We start from the raw sequence: 17630 nt of genomic DNA on the forward strand, positions 1-17630 counted from the left end.
ATAATTCATCCAGTCATTAAAACACTCGCGGATCACATTTTAAGGAGCATCTGATGAAAAGACTGAATGCAGTTCTGGCTGGTGCCCTGCTGGCTACCGCCTCATTTTCAACCTTCGCTGCGCTGCCGGTTGACCGTGACCAGGCGCAGAGTATGCAGAGCATCGGCAACGTTTCCGTCTCTAATGTCCGTGGCTCACTGGATGATGCGAATCGCCAGCTGTCACAAAAAGCGGAAGAGATGGGCGCCAGCCACTATCGCGTTATCGGTGTCGACAACCCGGGTGACTCCAGCCTGTGGACCGGTACCGCAGAGATCTACCGCTAATCCCACCCTCCCGGTTTCCATCCCTGTAGCTTTTACCGGCCCGTTTGCGGCCGGTTTTTTTGTTTTTGTGCATCAGAACCGATTCTTACAAATCAACCCGTGCAGCCTCCCACTATATTTTGCTTCGTTCTTGCAGAACGGGTAGGATTCATCGCCGTTAATTCCCGCGCTGCTTTCGCTAACTCACAGGCAGACGCACAGAGGAAAATACCCCATTTCGCATGGCATAACGCAATCGTTTGGATGTACTGCGACTGATGGTCAGGACAAACAGGAAAGCTATGAAATCGAATAAAAAATCTGCGGCCGAGATGCGCGCTGCAAAAAGACGCTGGCTTAATTCGCACGACAGCGGCTATCAAAAGGCGATGGGCAACCGTCACGTACAGATGATTGCTATCGGCGGCGCCATCGGCACCGGTCTGTTCCTGGGGGCCGGTGGCCGTCTGCAGGCGGCCGGACCGGCGCTGGCTATCATCTATCTGGTGTGCGGCATCTTCTCCTTCTTTATCCTGCGTGCCCTAGGCGAACTGGTATTACATCGCCCCAGCAGCGGCAGCTTCGTCTCCTATGCCCGTGAATTCCTCGGTGAAAAAGCGTCATACGTCGCAGGCTGGATGTATTTCGTGAACTGGGCCATGACCGGTATCGTCGACATCACCGCCGTCGCGCTCTACATGCACTACTGGGGCGCGTTTGGCGATGTGCCACAGTGGGTCTTCGCGCTTGGCGCGCTGGCCATCGTAGGCACCATGAACATGATTGGCGTGAAGTGGTTCGCCGAGATGGAGTTCTGGTTCGCGCTGGTCAAAGTGCTGGCGATTGTGCTGTTTCTGGTGGTGGGCGTGGTGTTCCTCGGCACCGGCAAACCGCTGGATGGCAACAGTACCGGTTTCCATCTGATTAGCGACAACGGCGGCCTGTTCCCGCATGGCTTACTGCCGGCGCTGGTACTGATTCAGGGGGTGGTATTTGCCTTCGCCTCGATTGAGCTGGTCGGCACTGCGGCCGGCGAATGTAAAGACCCGAAAACCATGCTGCCAAAAGCGATCAATAGCGTGATCTGGCGTATCGGCCTGTTCTATGTCGGGTCGGTGGTGCTGCTGGTGATGCTGCTGCCGTGGAATGCCTATCAGGCAGGTCAGAGTCCGTTTGTGACCTTCTTCTCGAAGCTGGGCGTGCCTTACATTGGCAGCATCATGAATATCGTGGTGCTGAGCGCGGCGCTCTCCAGCCTGAACTCCGGCCTTTACTCGACCGGACGTATTCTGCGTTCCATGTCGATGGGCGGATCGGCACCAAAATTCATGTCAAAGATGAACGGTCAGCAGGTGCCTTATGCCGGTATTCTGGTCACCATCGGCGTCTACGTGATTGGCGTGGTGCTTAACTACTATGTGCCTTCGCAGGTATTCGAGATTGTCCTGAACGTCGCTTCGCTGGGAATTATCTCTTCCTGGGCCTTTATTGTGGTGTGCCAGCTGCGGCTGCGTAAGGCGATCAAAGAAGGCAAAGCGGATGACGTCAGCTTTAAGCTGCCAGGCGCGCCGTTTACCTCGTGGCTGACGCTGCTGTTCCTGTTCAGCGTGCTGGTGTTGATGGCGTTTGATTATCCGAACGGCACCTACACCATCGCCTCAATCCCGCTGATTGCGGTGATTCTGGTGCTGGGGTGGTTTGGGGTCCGTAAGCGCGTCAGCGCTATTGCGGAAACCGAACACGATCACCATGAAGAAGAGCCGAAGCCAGCCCGACTGGCAGATGAAAGCTCGCACTAATCTCAGCGCGTCGTGAATAAGCCAGCCTGCGGGCTGGCTTTTTTATTGCCGTTTATCCAGCGCGGCGGCAGGCGAATTCAGATAGTTTTCCCAGCGGCTTCATCCTATGATGGCAGACTCCCTTTATGCTGTAGCGGAGCGCGCATGTCGTTTAAGATCAATGTCATCAAAGATAAGTTGCTGTCTGATAACTGGTTTGTGCTACGCAACTTCACCTATGAAATCACCGACCGGCGTGACAAAGTGATTCGCCACAAACGCGAAGTCTACGATCGCGGCAACGGGGCGACTATCCTGCTGTATAACCGCGAAAAGAACAACGTGGTGCTGACGCGTCAGTTCCGCATCGCCACCTACGTCAACGGTAACCACAGCGGCATGCTGATCGAAGCCTGCGCTGGCTTACTCGACGACGATTCACCCGAAGATTGCATTCGCAAAGAGGCGATTGAAGAGACCGGTTATGCGGTAGGCGAGGTAGAAAAACTCTATGCCTGCTACATGTCGCCGGGCGGAGTGACCGAGCTTATCCACTTTTTCGCTGCTGAGTATAATGAATCGCTGCGCGACAATGCGGGCGGCGGGGTTGAGGATGAATCGATCGAGGTGCTGGAGATCGCTTTTCCTGAGGCGCTGGCGATGGTCAAAGATGGCCGCATCTGCGACGGTAAAACCGTGATGTTGTTACAGCATGCGCAGTTAGCGGGCTGGTTAAAGCCGTAACGCGCGCAGCGAACCGATCCGATTTTATCCTGAGTAGCGGTGGCTGATGCGTTACTTTTCACTGAACCATGGCTGCTTTTTAAGCAGTTAATCGCGCTTTCTGGACGGGTTCACAGAATGCGGCCGCCGTCGGGCCCGTTGATGCGCTATCATCTCCACTCTGAGTATTCGGGGATCGATTTTCTTAATGTCGTATTGGATGAAATCGCTGTGGCTGTCGTCTTCGCTGTTGGTTGCCTCTGTGCAGGCCGAACCGTTGCAGAAGTCGTTTAACGACTGGCAAATGACCTGTAACAACGCGGCATTCTGCGTGGCACGCAATATTCCGGGCGACAAAGGATTAGTAATGACGATTTCGCGTCATGCGGGGGTCAATGACCGCCCGCTGCTGCGTATCGACTATGGCAGCGCCTACAGCGGTGAGCTGAAGGGCGGGCCGCTGCAGGATAATCTGTTGCTCGACCAGCGTCGCCTCAAACCCGATCTGAAACACTGGACGGTAGAACCCCATCATCTCGCCACCAGCAACGCCATCGCCATCGATGAATTCCTTGATTTGGTACTGGACGCAAAAACCGTGCAGCTCACCTACGATCCCAATGCCCTGATCTCGCTGCGCGGCATGAAAGCGGCACTGCTGCTGATGGATGATGTGCAGGGCAGGGTGAATGGCATGAGTGCCTGGGTTAAGCGCGGCGACCGGGCCAGCTGGGATGTGCCGCCGTCACCGACTCTGCCGCCATTACCGCCCGCGCCGCCTCAGCCTGCTGCGCTGACCCGCGAAGAGACCAGCGGACTGATCGATTACGGCACCTGGCGCATCAATACCGACTCCTGTTCGCTGGACCCGATGCGGCGCGAAGTGAGCGTGGCGCCGCTGACCGATCAGAAAGCGCTGCTGCTGGTGAGTTGCGAAATGGGCGCTTACAACGTGATCGATCTGGCGTTTGAAGTGACGCGCAGTCAGCCTTACGTGGCGAGAGGGGTGACGCTGACCCTGCCATTTACGCCACCGGGTACCAGCGAACGCCAGCTTGAGTTGATCAATGCGGATTACGATGCGGCTACCGGCCAGCTCTATACCTTTGGCAAAGGACGCGGATTAGGCGACTGCGGCAGAGCGACACGCTGGCAGTTTGACGGCACGCGTTTTGTGCTGGCGGAGTATGCTGAAGAATCGACCTGTGACGCCTGGCACAGCAGCGATGACTGGCCCACCCTGTGGGTAAGCCAGTCCGCCAGTGCGGTGCAGCAACGTTAACGAATCGCCTGCACCATCATCGGTGATCCCAGCTGGTTACCGACCAGTTCAGCCAGCATGTTGTTCACGCCATCGCTCATCGGTGTAAAGCGGGTGAGCGGTGAGCGGGTGACGACCACAAACACTCCCACATTATGCTGCGGCACCATCGCCATATAGGTAATGAAGCCGCCGCCACCGCCGGTTTTCTGAATGATGCCAGGACGTCCGGATTTTGGTCCCATATAGACCCAGCCCATTCCCAGCGCGTCGGCTTTGCCCGGCACATCCATGCCTTCAACTTTATGCAACTGCTCGCGGCGATAGATCAGCGTCTGCAGCCGATCGATCTGCGGCGTGCGCTGGTTGACCGATGAATTAAGGAATTGCTGCATCCAGCGACCCATATCATCCGGCGTGGAGTAGACGCCGCCGCTGCCAATCGCGGCCAGCGTATTGTTACAAGGGCTGGCGCCTTTCTCGGCCACCATTAACCGGCTGCACTGCTCTGGCGACGGGGTAAACGTGGTGTCTTTCATGCCGAGCGGTCGGGTAATCAGCTGCTGAAACAGCGCCGGATAAGGCGTACCCGCTGCCCGCGACAACGCATCGCTCAGCAGATCGTATCCCAGGTTGGAATAGGCGGCATCGCTGCCCGGTGCTGATTTAAGCGTGGCACCAGAGAGCCAGTCCCAGCGCTCAGCGCGTGTGGGCCAGACAAAGACCGGACGATGAGGTTTACCGCCGGGCTGCTCACGCGGCAGACCGCTGGTATGAGTCGACAGGTTAATCAGACGAATCGGCTGGCCGTTGTAGCCCGGTACCCGCGCGCCCGGCGGCGCATATTTACTGAGCGGATCGTCGAGGCGGATCTGGCCGCGCTCCGCCAGCTTTACCATCACTTCGCTGGTCATGAGCTTACTGAGTGAGGCGATGCGAATCAGCGAATCTTTTTGCGGACGCACATTGTTGCCTGGCCGGGTTTCACCAAAGCTGGCGAACACCCGCTGATTGCCATCAATGGCCACCAGCGCCATGCCGGTCGCGCCGCTGCCGTAAAAGATATGTTCCGCATAGCGATCGACAATCTGTGACGCCAGCAATGGATCGGGCGCGACCTGCGCCATGCTTTTTAATGGAAGCAGAGAAACCATTAAGGCCAGTAAATATGATGTGCGCATGTTCAACGGAGAGGGCTTCGCTATTAAATCGGCGGAAAATGGCTGCCTTAATACTTCAGGAAGTCGCCGACAGCAAACCGCAACATTCCATCAGACAGGAAGAGGCGGGCGGCCAGCGGACAGGCAGCGTAAAATAGGACGAGTCTATAGTAATCAGTTTGCGCGAGGCGGGAAGAGGGGTAAGCAGATTTTTTTCTGTTTCAGGCTATGAGCAGAAATGGCCCTTCCCGATCGGCCGGGAAGGGCAAAACCATTAAACTGGCTTGAGTAATGCTTCAGCGTGGCTGACGATGTTTTCAATCGTGAAGCCAAACTCAGGGAACAACTTACCGGCCGGCGCTGATTCGCCAAAGGTGGTCATCCCGACAATCGCACCATCCAGTCCGACATACTTGAACCAGTAATCAGCGATACCGGCTTCAACCGCCACGCGCGCTTTCACGCCGCTCGGCAGTACCGATTCACGGTAAGCGGCATCCTGTGCATCAAACAGGTCAGTAGATGGCAGAGAAACCACCCGGACTTTATGGCCACCGGTGGTCAGTTTCTCCGCGGCGCCAAGGGTGATCTCAATCTCTGAACCGGTCGCGATCAGAATCACTTCTGGCGTACCGTCGCAGTCTTTCAGCACATAACCGCCGCGCTTGATGTTCTCAATCTGCTCTGGCGTGCGCTCCGGTTGCAGCAGGTTCTGACGTGACAGGATCAGCGCCGTCGGGCCGTGATGGCGTTCTACCGCCGCTTTCCATGCCACCGCCGTCTCAACCTGATCGCACGGACGCCAGACGCTCATGTTCGGCGTCAGGCGCAGGCTGGCGATCTGCTCAACCGGCTGGTGCGTCGGGCCATCTTCACCCAGACCAATCGAGTCATGGGTATAGACCAGAATCTGCCGCGCTTTCATCAGTGCCGCCATACGCGCCGCATTACGCGCGTACTCAACGAACATCAGGAAGGTCGCGGTGTAAGGCACGAAGCCACCATGGTGAGCGATACCGTTACCAATCGCTGTCATGCCGAATTCACGCACGCCGTAGTGGATGTAGTTACCGGCCGGATCGTCTTTAATCGACTTCGAGCCTGACCAGATGGTGAGGTTACTCGGGGCCAGGTCAGCCGATCCGCCGAGGAACTCGGGCAGTAATTTACCGTAGGCTTCCAGCGAGTTTTGCGACGCTTTACGGCTGGCAATTTTCTGTGGATTGGCCTGCAGATCGTTGATGAATTTGGTGGCTTCCGCTTCCCAGGTAGACGGCATTTCGCCATTCATCCGGCGCTCATATTCCAGAGCCAGCTCAGGATGGGCCTGCTTATAGGCGGCAAATTTAGCATCCCAGGCTTTTTCGCGTTCCGCACCGGCGGCTTTGGCATCCCACTGCTGGTAAATCTCTGCCGGAATTTCAAACGGCGGATAGTTCCAGCCGAGCTGCTTACGCGTCAGCGCCACTTCTTCCTCACCCAGCGCCGCACCGTGTGACTCTTCTTTACCGGCTTTGTTCGGCGAACCGAAACCGATAATAGTGCGGCAGATAATCAGTGACGGCTTGTCAGTCACGCTCTGCGCTTCTTTGATCGCCTGGCTGACTGCTTCCGGATCGTGTCCGTCAATGTCGCCAATCACATGCCAGTTGTAGGATTCAAAGCGTTTATGGGTGTCGTCGGTAAACCAGCCTTCGGTCTCGCCATCAATCGAAATACCATTGTGGTCGTAGAAGCCGATCAGTTTGCCGAGGCCCAACGTACCGGCCAGCGAACAGACTTCGTGCGAGATCCCTTCCATCAGACAGCCATCGCCCATGAAGACATAGGTGAAGTGGTCAACGATGTCGTGATCCGGGCGGTTAAACTGCGCCGCCAGGGTGCGTTCGGCAATGGCTAAGCCGACAGCATTCGCCAGTCCCTGACCCAGCGGGCCGGTGGTGGTTTCAACGCCAGGGGTGTAGCCGATCTCCGGGTGGCCCGGGGTTTTTGAATGCAGCTGACGGAAATTCTTCAGCTCTTCAATCGGCAGGTCATAACCGGTCAGGTGCAGCAGGCTGTAAAGCAGCATTGAGCCGTGACCGTTGGAGAGAATAAACCGGTCGCGGTCGAGCCAGGCGGGATTGGTCGGATTGTGTTTGAGGAAGTCGCGCCATAAGACTTCAGCGATATCTGCCATGCCCATTGGCGCACCCGGGTGACCTGAGTTTGCTTTCTGTACCGCATCCATACTCAGTGCACGAATCGCGTTTGCCAACTCTCTGCGTGAGGACATAAAGTTCTCCCTTGTTAAGAATCAGGGCGGGAAATTCCCGCCCGACTAAAAATGAACACTACAGGCGTGCGGCGAGCACATCTTCCAGCTTCTGCTGGTCAACCGCGAACTGACGGATACCGTCAGAGAGTTTTTCCACCGCCATCGGATCCTGGTTATGCTCCCAGCGGAACTCAGCTTCAGAGAGCGGCGACGGCTGATGGAAGCCTTCGGTTGATGGCTCCAGTTTACGTTCCAGCGGCGCATCGCTGTTCTGTAACTCTTCCAGCAGGTTAGGCGAAATGGTCAGACGGTCGCAGCCGGCCAGTGCCACAATCTGCTCCACTTTACGGAAGCTGGCACCCATGATGATGGTGCTGTAGCGATGCTTTTTGTAGTAGTCGTAGATGCGACGAACGGATTTCACGCCCGGATCTTCATCGACCACATAAGGGTCCATCGGTTTGCGGCTGTTGTACCAGTCATAAATACGGCCAACAAATGGCGAGATCAGGAACACGCCCGCCTCGGCACAGGCTCGCGCCTGGGCAAAGGAGAATAGCAGCGTCAGGTTACAGTTGATGCCATTTTTCTCCAGCTCTTCTGCCGCGCGGATGCCTTCCCAGGTTGAGGCCAGCTTGATCAGAATACGTGAGCGGTCGATACCATGCTCTTCGTACAGGCGAACCAGTTTCTCTGCTTTAGTCACACACATGCCACGATCGAAAGAGAGGCGCGCATCCACTTCGGTCGAGACACGGCCCGGTACGCTTTTCAGAATCTCCATACCGAGGTTAATCGCCACTTTGTCGCTGGCGTTGATGATCTGCGTCTCTTTGCTGCCGCCCTGTTTTTTGGCGTAGTCGATCGCATCATCAATCAGGTGTTTATAGGCATCAAGACTGGAGGCTTTGAGGATCAGTGACGGGTTGGTGGTGGCGTCTTCCGGATGGTAATTGCGAATTGATTCGATATCACCACTGTCCGCCACCACGGTGGTGAACTGTTTTAGGGCTTCTAGCTGGTTCATTTCTAAACTCCTTGAAAAGAAAACATGAAAGCGAAAAGGGAGCACCTCAGGCCTCGTAGCCAATCTGTGGCGTGCTCTGCTACCGGGAACGCGAACCCATAACATTGCAACAGACACTTTCCGATGAAAATGCGGTTTCTCTGATTGTTGCGCTGCGAGGCGGTGCGAAGGAGCCGTCATGCGGTGTTAACCGTGGGGTGCGCCATATTCCACCTCTAAGCATAGCAGCCAGGATAAATGACGCAGGCAACACTGTAGCAATCCGTGCCGTATCAGCGAGGCTGAAACCAGCAGGCGGGGGAAACCGCAGCGCAGGCCGCGCTGCGGAGTCATGCGATCAGGCGGGAAGATTCAGCCAGTTCTTTACCGGCAGGAAATCGCGGTAGAGCGCGGCTTCAGGCGAATCCTCAGCCGGCTGGTAAGCATATTCCCAGCGCACCAGCGGCGGCATCGACATCAGGATCGATTCGGTACGGCCGCCGGTCTGCAGACCAAACAGCGTGCCGCGATCCCACACCAGATTGAACTCCACATAGCGGCCGCGACGATAGAGCTGGAACTGTCGTTCACGGTCGCCCCACGGATGATCTTTACGTCGTGCCACAATCGGTAAATAGGCATCGATAAAGCCGCGGCCCACCGCCTGCATAAAGCTGAAGCAGTGCTCAAAGTCAGGGGTATTAAGATCGTCAAAAAACAGGCCGCCAATGCCGCGCTGCTCATCGCGATGTTTGAGATAGAAGTAGTCATCGCACCACTTTTTATAGTGTGGATAGATATCGTCGCCAAACGGCTGGCAAATATCGAAGGCGGTCTGATGCCAGTGCAGCGCATCCTCTTCAAAGCCGTAAAACGGCGTCAGGTCAAAACCGCCGCCAAACCACCACACCGGATCGGCTCCCGGTTTCTCAGCAATAAAGAAACGGACGTTAGCATGGCTGGTGGGCACGTAAGGATTATGTGGGTGAATCACCAGCGAGACGCCCATCGCTTCAAAGCTGCGACCCGCCAGCTCTGGCCGGTGCGCGGTTGCCGAGGCCGGCATTTGATCGCCATGCACATGCGAAAAGTTGACGCCCGCCTGTTCAAATACCGCCCCGTTGCGCAGCACACGGCTCTGCCCGCCGCCGCCGCCGGGACGCTGCCAGCTATCTTCGGCAAACTGTGCGCCGCCATCTTCTGCCGCCAGGCGGCTACAAATCTCATCCTGCAGGGATAGCAGGAATGCTTTTACGCGGGAAATATCAGCCATCTCTTCGCTTATTGTTGGTCAAAGTCTGCCGCGATTATACGCAAAATCTGGCGGCTTGCATGGCTGCGGCGGTGTTAGTGCGCTGAACAGCTGGCCACAATCAGGCGTTGTGGCGATCGAATTCATCGAAGTAGTTGACGATACCGCTGGCAATGGCAGCGGCAATCTTCTGGCGGAACGCGCTGGTGCCGAGCAACTGTTCTTCACGCGGATTGGTAATAAACGAGGTTTCGACCAGCACCGAAGGAATCGACGGCGACTTCAGTACCGCAAACGCCGCCTGTTCGGTGTGCTGACTGTGCAGATGGTGCACCGGCCGGATCTGGTCCAGCACGTGCTTACCGAGCGTCAGGCTGTTTTTGATGGTGTCGGTCTGCACCAGATCGAACAGAATTTGCTGCAGATAGTGATCCTGCTGCTGCACCTTCACGCCGCCCAGTTTGTCGGCATCGTTTTCCCGCTGCGACAGATAGCGTGCCATTGAACTGCTGGCGCCGCGATTGGAGAGCGCAAACACCGAAGCGCCATTAGCGTCCGGGCTGGTGAACCCGTCGGCATGGATCGACATAAACAGATGCGCGCCGTGCTGATGGGCAATCTCGACCCGCTGATACAGCGGAATGAAATGGTCGCTGTCGCGCGTCAGCCGTACTTCAATGCGCGGATGGCTCTGTAACTGACGCTGCACATTGCCGGCGATCTCCAGCACGATGTGCTTCTCTTCCGATCCCTCTTCGCCCACCGCGCCAGAGTCAACGCCGCCGTGGCCGGGATCAAGCATGACGATGTGCTTGCCATTTTTGGCTGGTGGAGCAGGGCGCGGATGACGCGTACTGTTCTGCAGCCCAGCAGACGCCTCTTTGGCCTGAACGGCACGCGGCGATAAAATGGCCAGCGCCAGCCCGGAAAGCAGTAACTGGCGACGGTGGATCAAACGTTTAAGCAAATGCATGTGCGGGTCCGTTCAGAAGAATGTTGCCGATGTTATAGCGTAACGCTATGCCGGCTGCGATCTCTGAAACATTTCAGGGCATTACTTTGTATTTCAGTCCGCGAACAGAAAATTTGCGTTTTTTGTTTGTCGCCAGCGTGGCGAGGGTTGCGTGTGTCGAAGAATGCGTGATAATCAGCAAATTGTGGTTAGTTGCAGGTAAAGAAGATGGAAATCCGCGCCTTCCGCCAGGAAGATTTTGAAGAAGTGATCACCTTATGGGAACGTTGCGATTTGTTACGGCCATGGAACGATCCGGAGCTGGATATCGAACGTAAGATGCATCACGACCCCGATCTTTTTCTGGTCGCTGAAGTGGGCGGTGTGGTAGTGGGCACGCTGATGGGGGGCTACGATGGCCACCGCGGTGCCGCTTACTATCTGGCGGTCCATCCAGATTATCAGGGCCGCGGCTTTGCCAATGCCCTGATGAACCGGCTGGAGAAGAAGCTGATTGCCCGCGGCTGTCCGAAACTGCATCTGATGATCCGGGAAGAGAACGATCAGGTGGTAGCGTTTTACGAGAAGCTCGATTACGAGCCGGTTGATGCGCTGCTGTACGGCAAGCGTCTGATTGAAGATCGTGAATATTAATCCGTCACCCGACTATCTGCCGGATGAATATGATGGCAAAGGGCAGCTGCGGCTGCCATTTCTTTTTTGGCTGATCCTGCTGCTACAGGCACGCACCTGGCTGCTGCTGGTGATGGCCGGGGCTTCACGTCAGCAGGGCAACGATCTGCTCGCGCTGTTCTATCCTGACCAGCAGGCGTTCTGGATCGGTCTCGCGCTCGGGTTACCGGCGCTGGCGGGGCTGCTGCTGACCGGCTACCGGACGCGCTGGCCGCGTCTGTGGCAACACTGGCGCAGCGTGCTGGCGCTTTCACTGCTGGTGAATTTACTCTGGCAGGGCGTGCAGTTTATTCAGGGCGATCTGCTCAGCTCGCCGCTGCCGCTGTTACTGACGCTGTTTGACCTACTGGCGTTGATCTGGCTGCAAAGCAACCGGCGTCTGCGCGACTGCTTTCTGCCCGAACACCATCTTAAATAAACTTTTTGCCGCTTTGCGACTCCAATCAGTTCCGCCTTTCCGGCATCGCATTAACAGGAGTTTTCATGAAAGCTGTTCGTTCCACGCTACTGATGGCCGCCGTTGTGTTGAGCGGCTGCGCCAGCAACGCCGGTTCCGGCGCTGACAGCAGCCAGCAGGTAAGCTGGTGGAATCCGCTGAGTTATCACTGGTCATCAACGCTGCCGTGGAACTGGTTTGGTTCTTCGCTGACCGTGACCGAGCAGGGCGTGGGCGGCTTAACCGCCTCAACTGCCATGAGCGAAAGCGCCATTAATGACGGACTGAACGGCGACTATAGCCTGCGTCAGGGGATGCGCAGTCAGAACGGCCAGGTGGTTTCTTTCTGGCAGGCGCTGAAGGATGGCGAGGTTAAAGTGGTGGTGTACGGTCAGTCACAGCCAGAACGCATTGAAGTGATGGACAGCAATATTGTCAGCGCTGACGGCAGCAAAGTTGGCGATCTGTTCAGCAATAAATTCACGAAAGCCTTCGATAACTGCGCGCTGGCCAGCGGAACCGATACCCGCGACGTCGCCTGCCGCGTGTCCGGCAGTCAGCATCTGACTTACGTTTACCACGGCGACTGGCACGGTCCGGAAGGGTTAATGCCTTCTGACGACACGCTGAAAAACTGGAAAATCAGCAAGATAGTCTGGCAGCGTTAAGACTGTCAGCGGCGCGTGCGGCGGGCTGTCCGGCAAGCCCGCCGTTGTCCCGTACGTCTCTCTCAATCACCCAGCGGACGCGACCTGCCGTCCGCCTCGTCTTTTGCTGAAAACAGCATAAACTTCGCCGCCGTCTTATGCTTTTTTCGACTTTGAAATCATCAAACGATATATAAAACCGTTACTGGTTTTCACACAGTTATAAATAAACTGGTGCCTCAGCGGGTGAGATCCGCATCAAACTTTTTCAGGGTGCCAAATGACATTACAAGCGATGAAAAAAATCGTGAGCGGTATCGCCTTGTCGCTGAGCGTGGCCGGCGCAGTCCATGCTACTGAATTACTTAATAGCTCCTACGATGTGTCGCGTGAGCTGTTTGTTGCCCTGAATGCACCGTTTATTAAACAGTGGGATGCCAGCCATCCGGCCGATCCCCTGACCATTAAGATGTCACATGCTGGATCTTCGAAGCAGGCACTGGCGATTCTGCAGGGGCTGCGCGCGGATGTGGTCACCTACAATCAGGTGACTGACGTGCAGGTGCTGCATGATAAAGGCAACCTGATTGCGGCGGACTGGAAAAACCGACTGCCTAACAACAGTTCGCCGTTTTACTCCACCATGGCGTTCCTGGTGCGTAAGGGCAATCCAAAGCAGATTCATGACTGGTCAGATCTGGCCCGCAACGACGTGAAGCTGATTTTCCCCAATCCAAAAACCTCCGGTAATGGCCGTTACACTTATCTGGCTGCCTGGGGCGCTGCGGACAAAGCCGATGGCGGCGATCAGGCCAAAACCCGCGCCTTTATGACCCAGTTTTTGAAAAATGTTGAAGTGTTCGATACCGGCGGCCGCGGCGCAACTACCACCTTTGCTGAGCGTGGCCTCGGCGATGTGCTGATCAGCTTTGAGTCGGAAGTTAACAACATCCGCAATCAGTACGGTAAAGACCAGTATGAAGTGGTGGTGCCAAAGACCGACATTCTGGCGGAGTTTCCGGTGGCGTGGGTGGATAAAAATGTCGCCCACAACAACACCACTGACGCGGCCAGCGCTTATCTTAATTATCTCTATACCCCGGCTGCTCAGGCGATCATTACCCATTACTACTACCGGGTGAATAATCCGCAACTGATGGCGGAGCAGAAAGATCGCTTCCCGCAAACCACGCTGTTCCGGGTTGAAGACGCCTTTGGCGGCTGGGATAAAGTGATGCAGACCCATTTCGTCAGCGGCGGTGAGCTCGACAAATTGTTAGCGGCGGGGCGTGGATAATGTTTGCAGCCAGCCAGAAACGCGTATTGCCCGGCTTTGGTATCAGCCTTGGCACCAGTCTGCTGTTTACCTGTTTAATTCTGCTGCTGCCAATCAGTGCAGTGCTCATGCAGCTGTCGCAGATGACGCTGCAACAGTACTGGGATGTGATCACCAATCCGCAGCTGATTGCCGCCTATAAGGTGACGCTGCTCTCTGCGGGCGTGGCTTCGCTGTTTAACGCGGTGTTCGGCATGCTGATGGCGTGGATCCTTACCCGTTACCGTTTTCCTGGTCGTACATTGCTGGATGGCCTGATGGATCTGCCGTTCGCCCTGCCGACGGCCGTGGCGGGCTTGACGCTGGCCGGTCTGTTTTCAGTCAACGGCTGGTATGGACAGTGGTTCGCCCATTTTGATATCAAAATTTCCTACACCTGGATTGGCATTGCCATCGCGATGGCGTTCACCAGTATCCCGTTTGTGGTGCGAACCGTACAGCCGGTGCTGGAGGAGTTAGGCCCGGAGTATGAAGAAGCCGCCGAAACGCTGGGTGCCACGCCGTGGCAGAGTTTCCGCCGCGTAGTGCTGCCGGAAGTCGCGCCCGCGCTGCTGGCAGGTACCGCCTTGTCGTTTACCCGCAGCCTGGGTGAGTTTGGTGCGGTGATCTTCATTGCCGGCAACATCGCCTGGAAAACCGAAGTGACCTCACTGATGATTTTCGTCCGGCTGCAGGAGTTTGATTATCCGGCTGCCAGCGCTATCGCCTCGGTGATTCTGGCCGCCTCGTTGATTCTGTTGTTCGCGATTAACACATTACAGAGCCGCTTTGGCCGTCGTCTGGGAGGCCACTAATGGCAGAGGTTTCGCAACTTAATCATGCTGCCCGCCAGCCGATAAACTGGGGCAAATGGCTGCTGATTGGTATCGGGGCGCTGGTGTCGGTCCTGCTGCTGGTGGTGCCGATGGCCTCGATCTTCTGGGAAGCACTGAACCAGGGATTAGGCGTGGCGCTCGGCAATCTGGCGGATGGCGACATGCTGCATGCGATCTGGCTGACGGTGCTGGTCGCGCTGATCACTGTGCCGGTCAACCTGGTGTTCGGTACGCTGCTCGCCTGGCTGGTGACGCGTTTTACCTTCCCGGGACGACAGTTGCTGCTGACGCTGTTTGATATTCCGTTTGCCGTCTCGCCGGTGGTGGCCGGTCTGATGTATCTGCTGTTCTGGGGCGTTAACGGCCCGGCTGGCGGCTGGCTGGATGCACATAACATCCAGATTATGTTTGCCTGGCCCGGCATGGTGCTGGCGACGGTGTTTGTTACCTGTCCGTTTGTCGTCCGTGAACTGGTGCCGGTGATGCTGAGCCAGGGCAGTCACGAAGATGAAGCGGCGGTTCTGCTGGGCGCTTCTGGCTGGCAGATGTTCCGTCGGGTCACGCTGCCGAATATCCGCTGGGCGCTGCTGTACGGCGTGGTGCTGACCAACGCCCGCGCGATTGGTGAATTTGGTGCGGTCTCGGTGGTATCGGGATCGATTCGCGGTGAGACCTATACCTTACCGCTTCAGGTTGAATTACTGCATCAGGATTACAACACCGTTGGCGCGTTTACCGCCGCTGCGCTGTTGACGCTGATGGCAATTGTCACGCTGTTTCTGAAGAGCATTGTGCAATGGCGTTTAGCGCATCAGCACAACCGCTTGCAACAGGAGGGAAATCATGAGCATTGAGATTAACAAGATCAACAAATCCTTTGGTCGCACGTCGGTGCTGAACGATATCTCTCTTGATATTGCCTCGGGCGAAATGGTGGCGCTGCTGGGCCCGTCTGGCTCGGGAAAAACCACGCTGCTGCGTATTATTGCCGGACTGGAGCATCAGAACAGCGGTCAGATTCGGTTTCATAACCATGACGTCAGTCGCCTGCACGCCCGCGACCGTCAGGTAGGGTTTGTGTTTCAGCACTATGCGCTGTTCCGTCATATGACGGTATTCGACAACATCGCCTTTGGCCTGACGGTGCTGCCGCGTCGTGAGCGTCCGTCCACGGCGGAAATTAAACAGCGCGTGACCCGCCTGCTGGAGATGGTGCAGCTGGCGCACCTGGCGAATCGTTTTCCGGCGCAGCTGTCGGGCGGACAGAAACAGCGTGTGGCGCTGGCGCGTGCTTTAGCGGTTGAACCGCAAATCCTGCTGCTGGATGAGCCGTTTGGCGCGCTGGATGCGCAGGTGCGTAAAGAGCTGCGCCGCTGGCTGCGTCAGCTGCATGAAGAGCTGAAGTTTACCAGCGTATTCGTCACCCATGACCAGGAAGAGGCGATGGAAGTGGCCGATCGCGTTGTGGTAATGAGTCAGGGCAATATCGAACAGGTTGGTACGCCAGATGACGTCTGGCGCGATCCGGCGACCCGCTTCGTGCTGGAGTTCCTTGGTGAAGTAAACCGCTTTGACGGCGAAATCCAGGGTTCACAGTTCCATGTAGGTGCACATCACTGGCCGCTGGGCTACACCTCGGCGCATCAGGGCGCGGTGGAACTGTTCCTGCGTCCGTGGGAGATTGATGTTTCGCGCCGAAGCAGCCTGGAAACGCCGCTGCCGGTTCAGGTGCTGGAGATCAGTCCGCGCGGACATTTCTGGCAGCTGGTGGTGCAGCCTGCCGGCTGGCAGAGCGAGCCGTTCTCGCTGGTGTTTGAAGGCGAGCAGACCGCACCGATTCGCGGCGAACGCCTGTTTGTCGGCCTGCAGCAGGCGCGTCTCTATCAGGGCGACACCCCGCTGCGCGCAGTTGCCTTTGCGCAGAGCGCCTGATATTTTCTCATCAACACCGGGCGGGAGTGTGACTCCCGCCTTTTTTTTGCCATTTTTCTTTTGCACTACGCCAGGAACGACACCGTGACGACTCTCGAAGATACCATCGGCAATACCCCGCTGATTAAGCTGCAGCGCCTGACGCCCGCCAACGGCAGTGAGGTGTGGCTCAAGCTGGAAGGCAATAATCCGGCGGGTTCGGTCAAGGATCGCGCGGCCTGGTCGATGATCCATCAGGCAGAGTTGCGCGGCGAAATCACTCCCGGCGATCAGCTGATTGAAGCCACCAGTGGCAATACCGGCATTGCGCTGGCGATGATCGCCGCGCTGAAAGGCTACCGGATGCGTCTGCTGATGCCCGATAACATGAGTCAGGAGCGGCAGGATGCGATGCGCGCTTACGGCGCGGAACTGGTGCTGGTGTCGCGCGATCAGGGAATGGAAGGTGCCCGCGACCTGGCGCAGGCGATGGCAGCGCGTGGCGAAGGCCGGGTACTCGACCAGTTCAATAATCCGGATAATCCTCTGGGCCATTATCAGACCACCGGCCCCGAGTTATGGCAGCAGTCAAACCAGCGGATGACCCATTTTGTCTCCAGTATGGGCACCACCGGTACCATTACCGGCGTCGGGCGTTACCTGAAAGAGCACAATACCGGGGTGCAGGTGATCGGTTTGCAGCCCAGTGAGGGCAGCAGCATTCCGGGGATCCGTCGCTGGCCGCTGGCCTATCTGCCGGGCATTTACCGACCCAATCTGGTCGATGACGTGATTGATATGTCACAACAGGAAGCGGAAGAGACGATGCGCGCGCTGGCGCGACGTGAAGGGATTTTCTGCGGCGTAAGCTCCGGTGGCGCGGTGGCGGGCGCCTTGCGGATCGCCGCTGCCCATCCCGGCAGCGTAGTGGTGGCGATCGCCTGCGATCGCGGCGATCGTTATCTCTCGACCGGCCTCTATCAGTAACTTCATCTCCGCCTGAACCGGCCTGCGTGCGCGTTATTGCTGCCCGCAGGCTTTTTTTTGGCGTGGCCTTATGCCGTCGGCAGTGCTAAATCTGTAAGGATCGCGTAAATC

At 56.8% G+C, this 17630-nt stretch carries 17 protein-coding genes; 12 read left to right on the plus strand and 5 right to left on the minus strand.

Annotated features, from left to right (window positions below):
* The first annotated feature begins 53 nt into the window (after positions 1-53).
* From AABB92_RS00960 to AABB92_RS00975, 4 genes are all read left to right on the plus strand, one after another.
* The gene (locus AABB92_RS00960) at positions 54-326 is read left to right on the plus strand and encodes a YdgH/BhsA/McbA-like domain containing protein (protein WP_031375840.1); all 273 of its coding nucleotides are present in this window, start codon (positions 54-56) and stop codon (positions 324-326) included.
* 281 nt (positions 327-607) lie between these two features.
* The gene (gene ansP / locus AABB92_RS00965; protein WP_031375841.1) at positions 608-2104 is read left to right on the plus strand and encodes an L-asparagine permease; all 1497 of its coding nucleotides are present in this window, start codon (positions 608-610) and stop codon (positions 2102-2104) included.
* A gap of 144 nt (positions 2105-2248) precedes the next feature.
* Positions 2249-2827 (plus strand): GDP-mannose pyrophosphatase NudK, encoded by a 579-nt coding sequence (nudK, locus tag AABB92_RS00970; RefSeq protein ID WP_031375842.1) that lies wholly within the window; start codon positions 2249-2251, stop codon positions 2825-2827.
* Positions 2828-3014: 187 nt separating this feature from the next.
* Positions 3015-4088: a DUF1176 domain-containing protein gene (locus tag AABB92_RS00975; RefSeq protein ID WP_031375843.1), complete on the plus strand. Its 1074-nt coding sequence runs from the start codon at positions 3015-3017 to the stop codon at positions 4086-4088.
* On the opposite strand, the gene ampH is transcribed toward AABB92_RS00975, so the two are convergent.
* The 5 genes from ampH to amiA form a co-directional block, all read right to left on the minus strand.
* Positions 4085-5248, minus strand: a complete 1164-nt coding sequence (gene ampH, locus AABB92_RS00980) for a D-alanyl-D-alanine-carboxypeptidase/endopeptidase AmpH (RefSeq protein WP_031375844.1) — start codon at positions 5246-5248, stop codon at positions 4085-4087. The genes AABB92_RS00975 and ampH overlap by 4 nt on opposite strands.
* Positions 5249-5501: 253 nt before the next feature.
* Complete coding sequence (gene tkt, locus AABB92_RS00985; protein WP_031375845.1) at positions 5502-7502, minus strand: transketolase; 2001 nt, start codon at positions 7500-7502, stop codon at positions 5502-5504.
* A 58-nt stretch (positions 7503-7560) separates the two neighbouring features.
* Positions 7561-8511 (minus strand): transaldolase, encoded by a 951-nt coding sequence (gene tal / locus AABB92_RS00990; protein ID WP_031375846.1) that lies wholly within the window; start codon positions 8509-8511, stop codon positions 7561-7563.
* 337 nt (positions 8512-8848) lie between these two features.
* Positions 8849-9763, minus strand: a complete 915-nt coding sequence (gene hemF / locus AABB92_RS00995; protein ID WP_031375847.1) for an oxygen-dependent coproporphyrinogen oxidase — start codon at positions 9761-9763, stop codon at positions 8849-8851.
* A gap of 100 nt (positions 9764-9863) precedes the next feature.
* The gene (gene amiA / locus AABB92_RS01000) at positions 9864-10715 is read right to left on the minus strand and encodes an N-acetylmuramoyl-L-alanine amidase AmiA (RefSeq protein WP_031375848.1); all 852 of its coding nucleotides are present in this window, start codon (positions 10713-10715) and stop codon (positions 9864-9866) included.
* Between the two features lie 207 nt (positions 10716-10922).
* Between amiA and AABB92_RS01005 the strand changes: the two genes are divergently transcribed.
* The 8 genes from AABB92_RS01005 (at position 10923) to cysM (ending at position 17519) form a co-directional block, all read left to right on the plus strand.
* Positions 10923-11348: a GNAT family acetyltransferase gene (locus tag AABB92_RS01005; protein ID WP_031375849.1), complete on the plus strand. Its 426-nt coding sequence runs from the start codon at positions 10923-10925 to the stop codon at positions 11346-11348.
* Positions 11338-11805: a DUF2919 family protein gene (locus AABB92_RS01010; protein WP_031375850.1), complete on the plus strand. Its 468-nt coding sequence runs from the start codon at positions 11338-11340 to the stop codon at positions 11803-11805. The genes AABB92_RS01005 and AABB92_RS01010 overlap by 11 nt, the downstream gene beginning before the upstream one ends.
* 65 nt (positions 11806-11870) lie before the next feature.
* On the plus strand, positions 11871-12491 hold the full coding sequence (locus AABB92_RS01015) for an RpoE-regulated lipoprotein (protein WP_031375851.1): 621 nt from the start codon (positions 11871-11873) through the stop codon (positions 12489-12491).
* A gap of 259 nt (positions 12492-12750) precedes the next feature.
* The gene (locus tag AABB92_RS01020) at positions 12751-13767 is read left to right on the plus strand and encodes a sulfate ABC transporter substrate-binding protein (RefSeq protein WP_031375852.1); all 1017 of its coding nucleotides are present in this window, start codon (positions 12751-12753) and stop codon (positions 13765-13767) included.
* Entirely contained in the window at positions 13767-14600 is an 834-nt protein-coding gene (gene cysT, locus AABB92_RS01025) for a sulfate/thiosulfate ABC transporter permease CysT (protein ID WP_031375853.1), read from the plus strand. The genes AABB92_RS01020 and cysT overlap by 1 nt, the downstream gene beginning before the upstream one ends.
* A complete protein-coding gene (gene cysW, locus AABB92_RS01030; RefSeq protein WP_031375854.1) occupies positions 14600-15475 on the plus strand; it encodes a sulfate/thiosulfate ABC transporter permease CysW in 876 nt (291 codons plus the stop codon). Before cysT ends, cysW begins: the two co-directional genes overlap by 1 nt.
* Positions 15465-16553 carry a sulfate/thiosulfate ABC transporter ATP-binding protein CysA gene (gene cysA, locus AABB92_RS01035; protein ID WP_046288180.1) on the plus strand — a complete coding sequence of 363 codons (1089 nt, stop codon included), beginning with the start codon at positions 15465-15467 and terminating at the stop codon, positions 16551-16553. The genes cysW and cysA overlap by 11 nt, the downstream gene beginning before the upstream one ends.
* Before the next feature lie 84 nt (positions 16554-16637).
* The gene (gene cysM / locus AABB92_RS01040) at positions 16638-17519 is read left to right on the plus strand and encodes a cysteine synthase CysM (RefSeq protein ID WP_031375855.1); all 882 of its coding nucleotides are present in this window, start codon (positions 16638-16640) and stop codon (positions 17517-17519) included.
* The last annotated feature ends 111 nt before the right edge of the window (positions 17520-17630 follow it).

This window comes from Pantoea brenneri (genome assembly GCF_038594305.1).
Lineage (GTDB): Bacteria > Pseudomonadota > Gammaproteobacteria > Enterobacterales > Enterobacteriaceae > Pantoea > Pantoea brenneri.

Coding starts and splice junctions, on each gene's coding strand:
- AABB92_RS01020 (WP_031375852.1), top strand. CDS start 12,751: ATGACATTACAAGCGATGAAAAAAATCGTGAGCGGTATCGCCTTGTCG.
- tkt (WP_031375845.1), bottom strand. CDS start 7,502: ATGTCCTCACGCAGAGAGTTGGCAAACGCGATTCGTGCACTGAGTATG.
- AABB92_RS01015 (WP_031375851.1), top strand. CDS start 11,871: ATGAAAGCTGTTCGTTCCACGCTACTGATGGCCGCCGTTGTGTTGAGC.
- hemF (WP_031375847.1), bottom strand. CDS start 9,763: ATGGCTGATATTTCCCGCGTAAAAGCATTCCTGCTATCCCTGCAGGAT.
- amiA (WP_031375848.1), bottom strand. CDS start 10,715: ATGCATTTGCTTAAACGTTTGATCCACCGTCGCCAGTTACTGCTTTCC.
- ansP (WP_031375841.1), top strand. CDS start 608: ATGAAATCGAATAAAAAATCTGCGGCCGAGATGCGCGCTGCAAAAAGA.
- nudK (WP_031375842.1), top strand. CDS start 2,249: ATGTCGTTTAAGATCAATGTCATCAAAGATAAGTTGCTGTCTGATAAC.
- AABB92_RS00975 (WP_031375843.1), top strand. CDS start 3,015: ATGTCGTATTGGATGAAATCGCTGTGGCTGTCGTCTTCGCTGTTGGTT.
- cysT (WP_031375853.1), top strand. CDS start 13,767: ATGTTTGCAGCCAGCCAGAAACGCGTATTGCCCGGCTTTGGTATCAGC.
- cysA (WP_046288180.1), top strand. CDS start 15,465: ATGAGCATTGAGATTAACAAGATCAACAAATCCTTTGGTCGCACGTCG.
- AABB92_RS00960 (WP_031375840.1), top strand. CDS start 54: ATGAAAAGACTGAATGCAGTTCTGGCTGGTGCCCTGCTGGCTACCGCC.
- ampH (WP_031375844.1), bottom strand. CDS start 5,248: ATGCGCACATCATATTTACTGGCCTTAATGGTTTCTCTGCTTCCATTA.
- tal (WP_031375846.1), bottom strand. CDS start 8,511: ATGAACCAGCTAGAAGCCCTAAAACAGTTCACCACCGTGGTGGCGGAC.
- cysW (WP_031375854.1), top strand. CDS start 14,600: ATGGCAGAGGTTTCGCAACTTAATCATGCTGCCCGCCAGCCGATAAAC.
- AABB92_RS01005 (WP_031375849.1), top strand. CDS start 10,923: ATGGAAATCCGCGCCTTCCGCCAGGAAGATTTTGAAGAAGTGATCACC.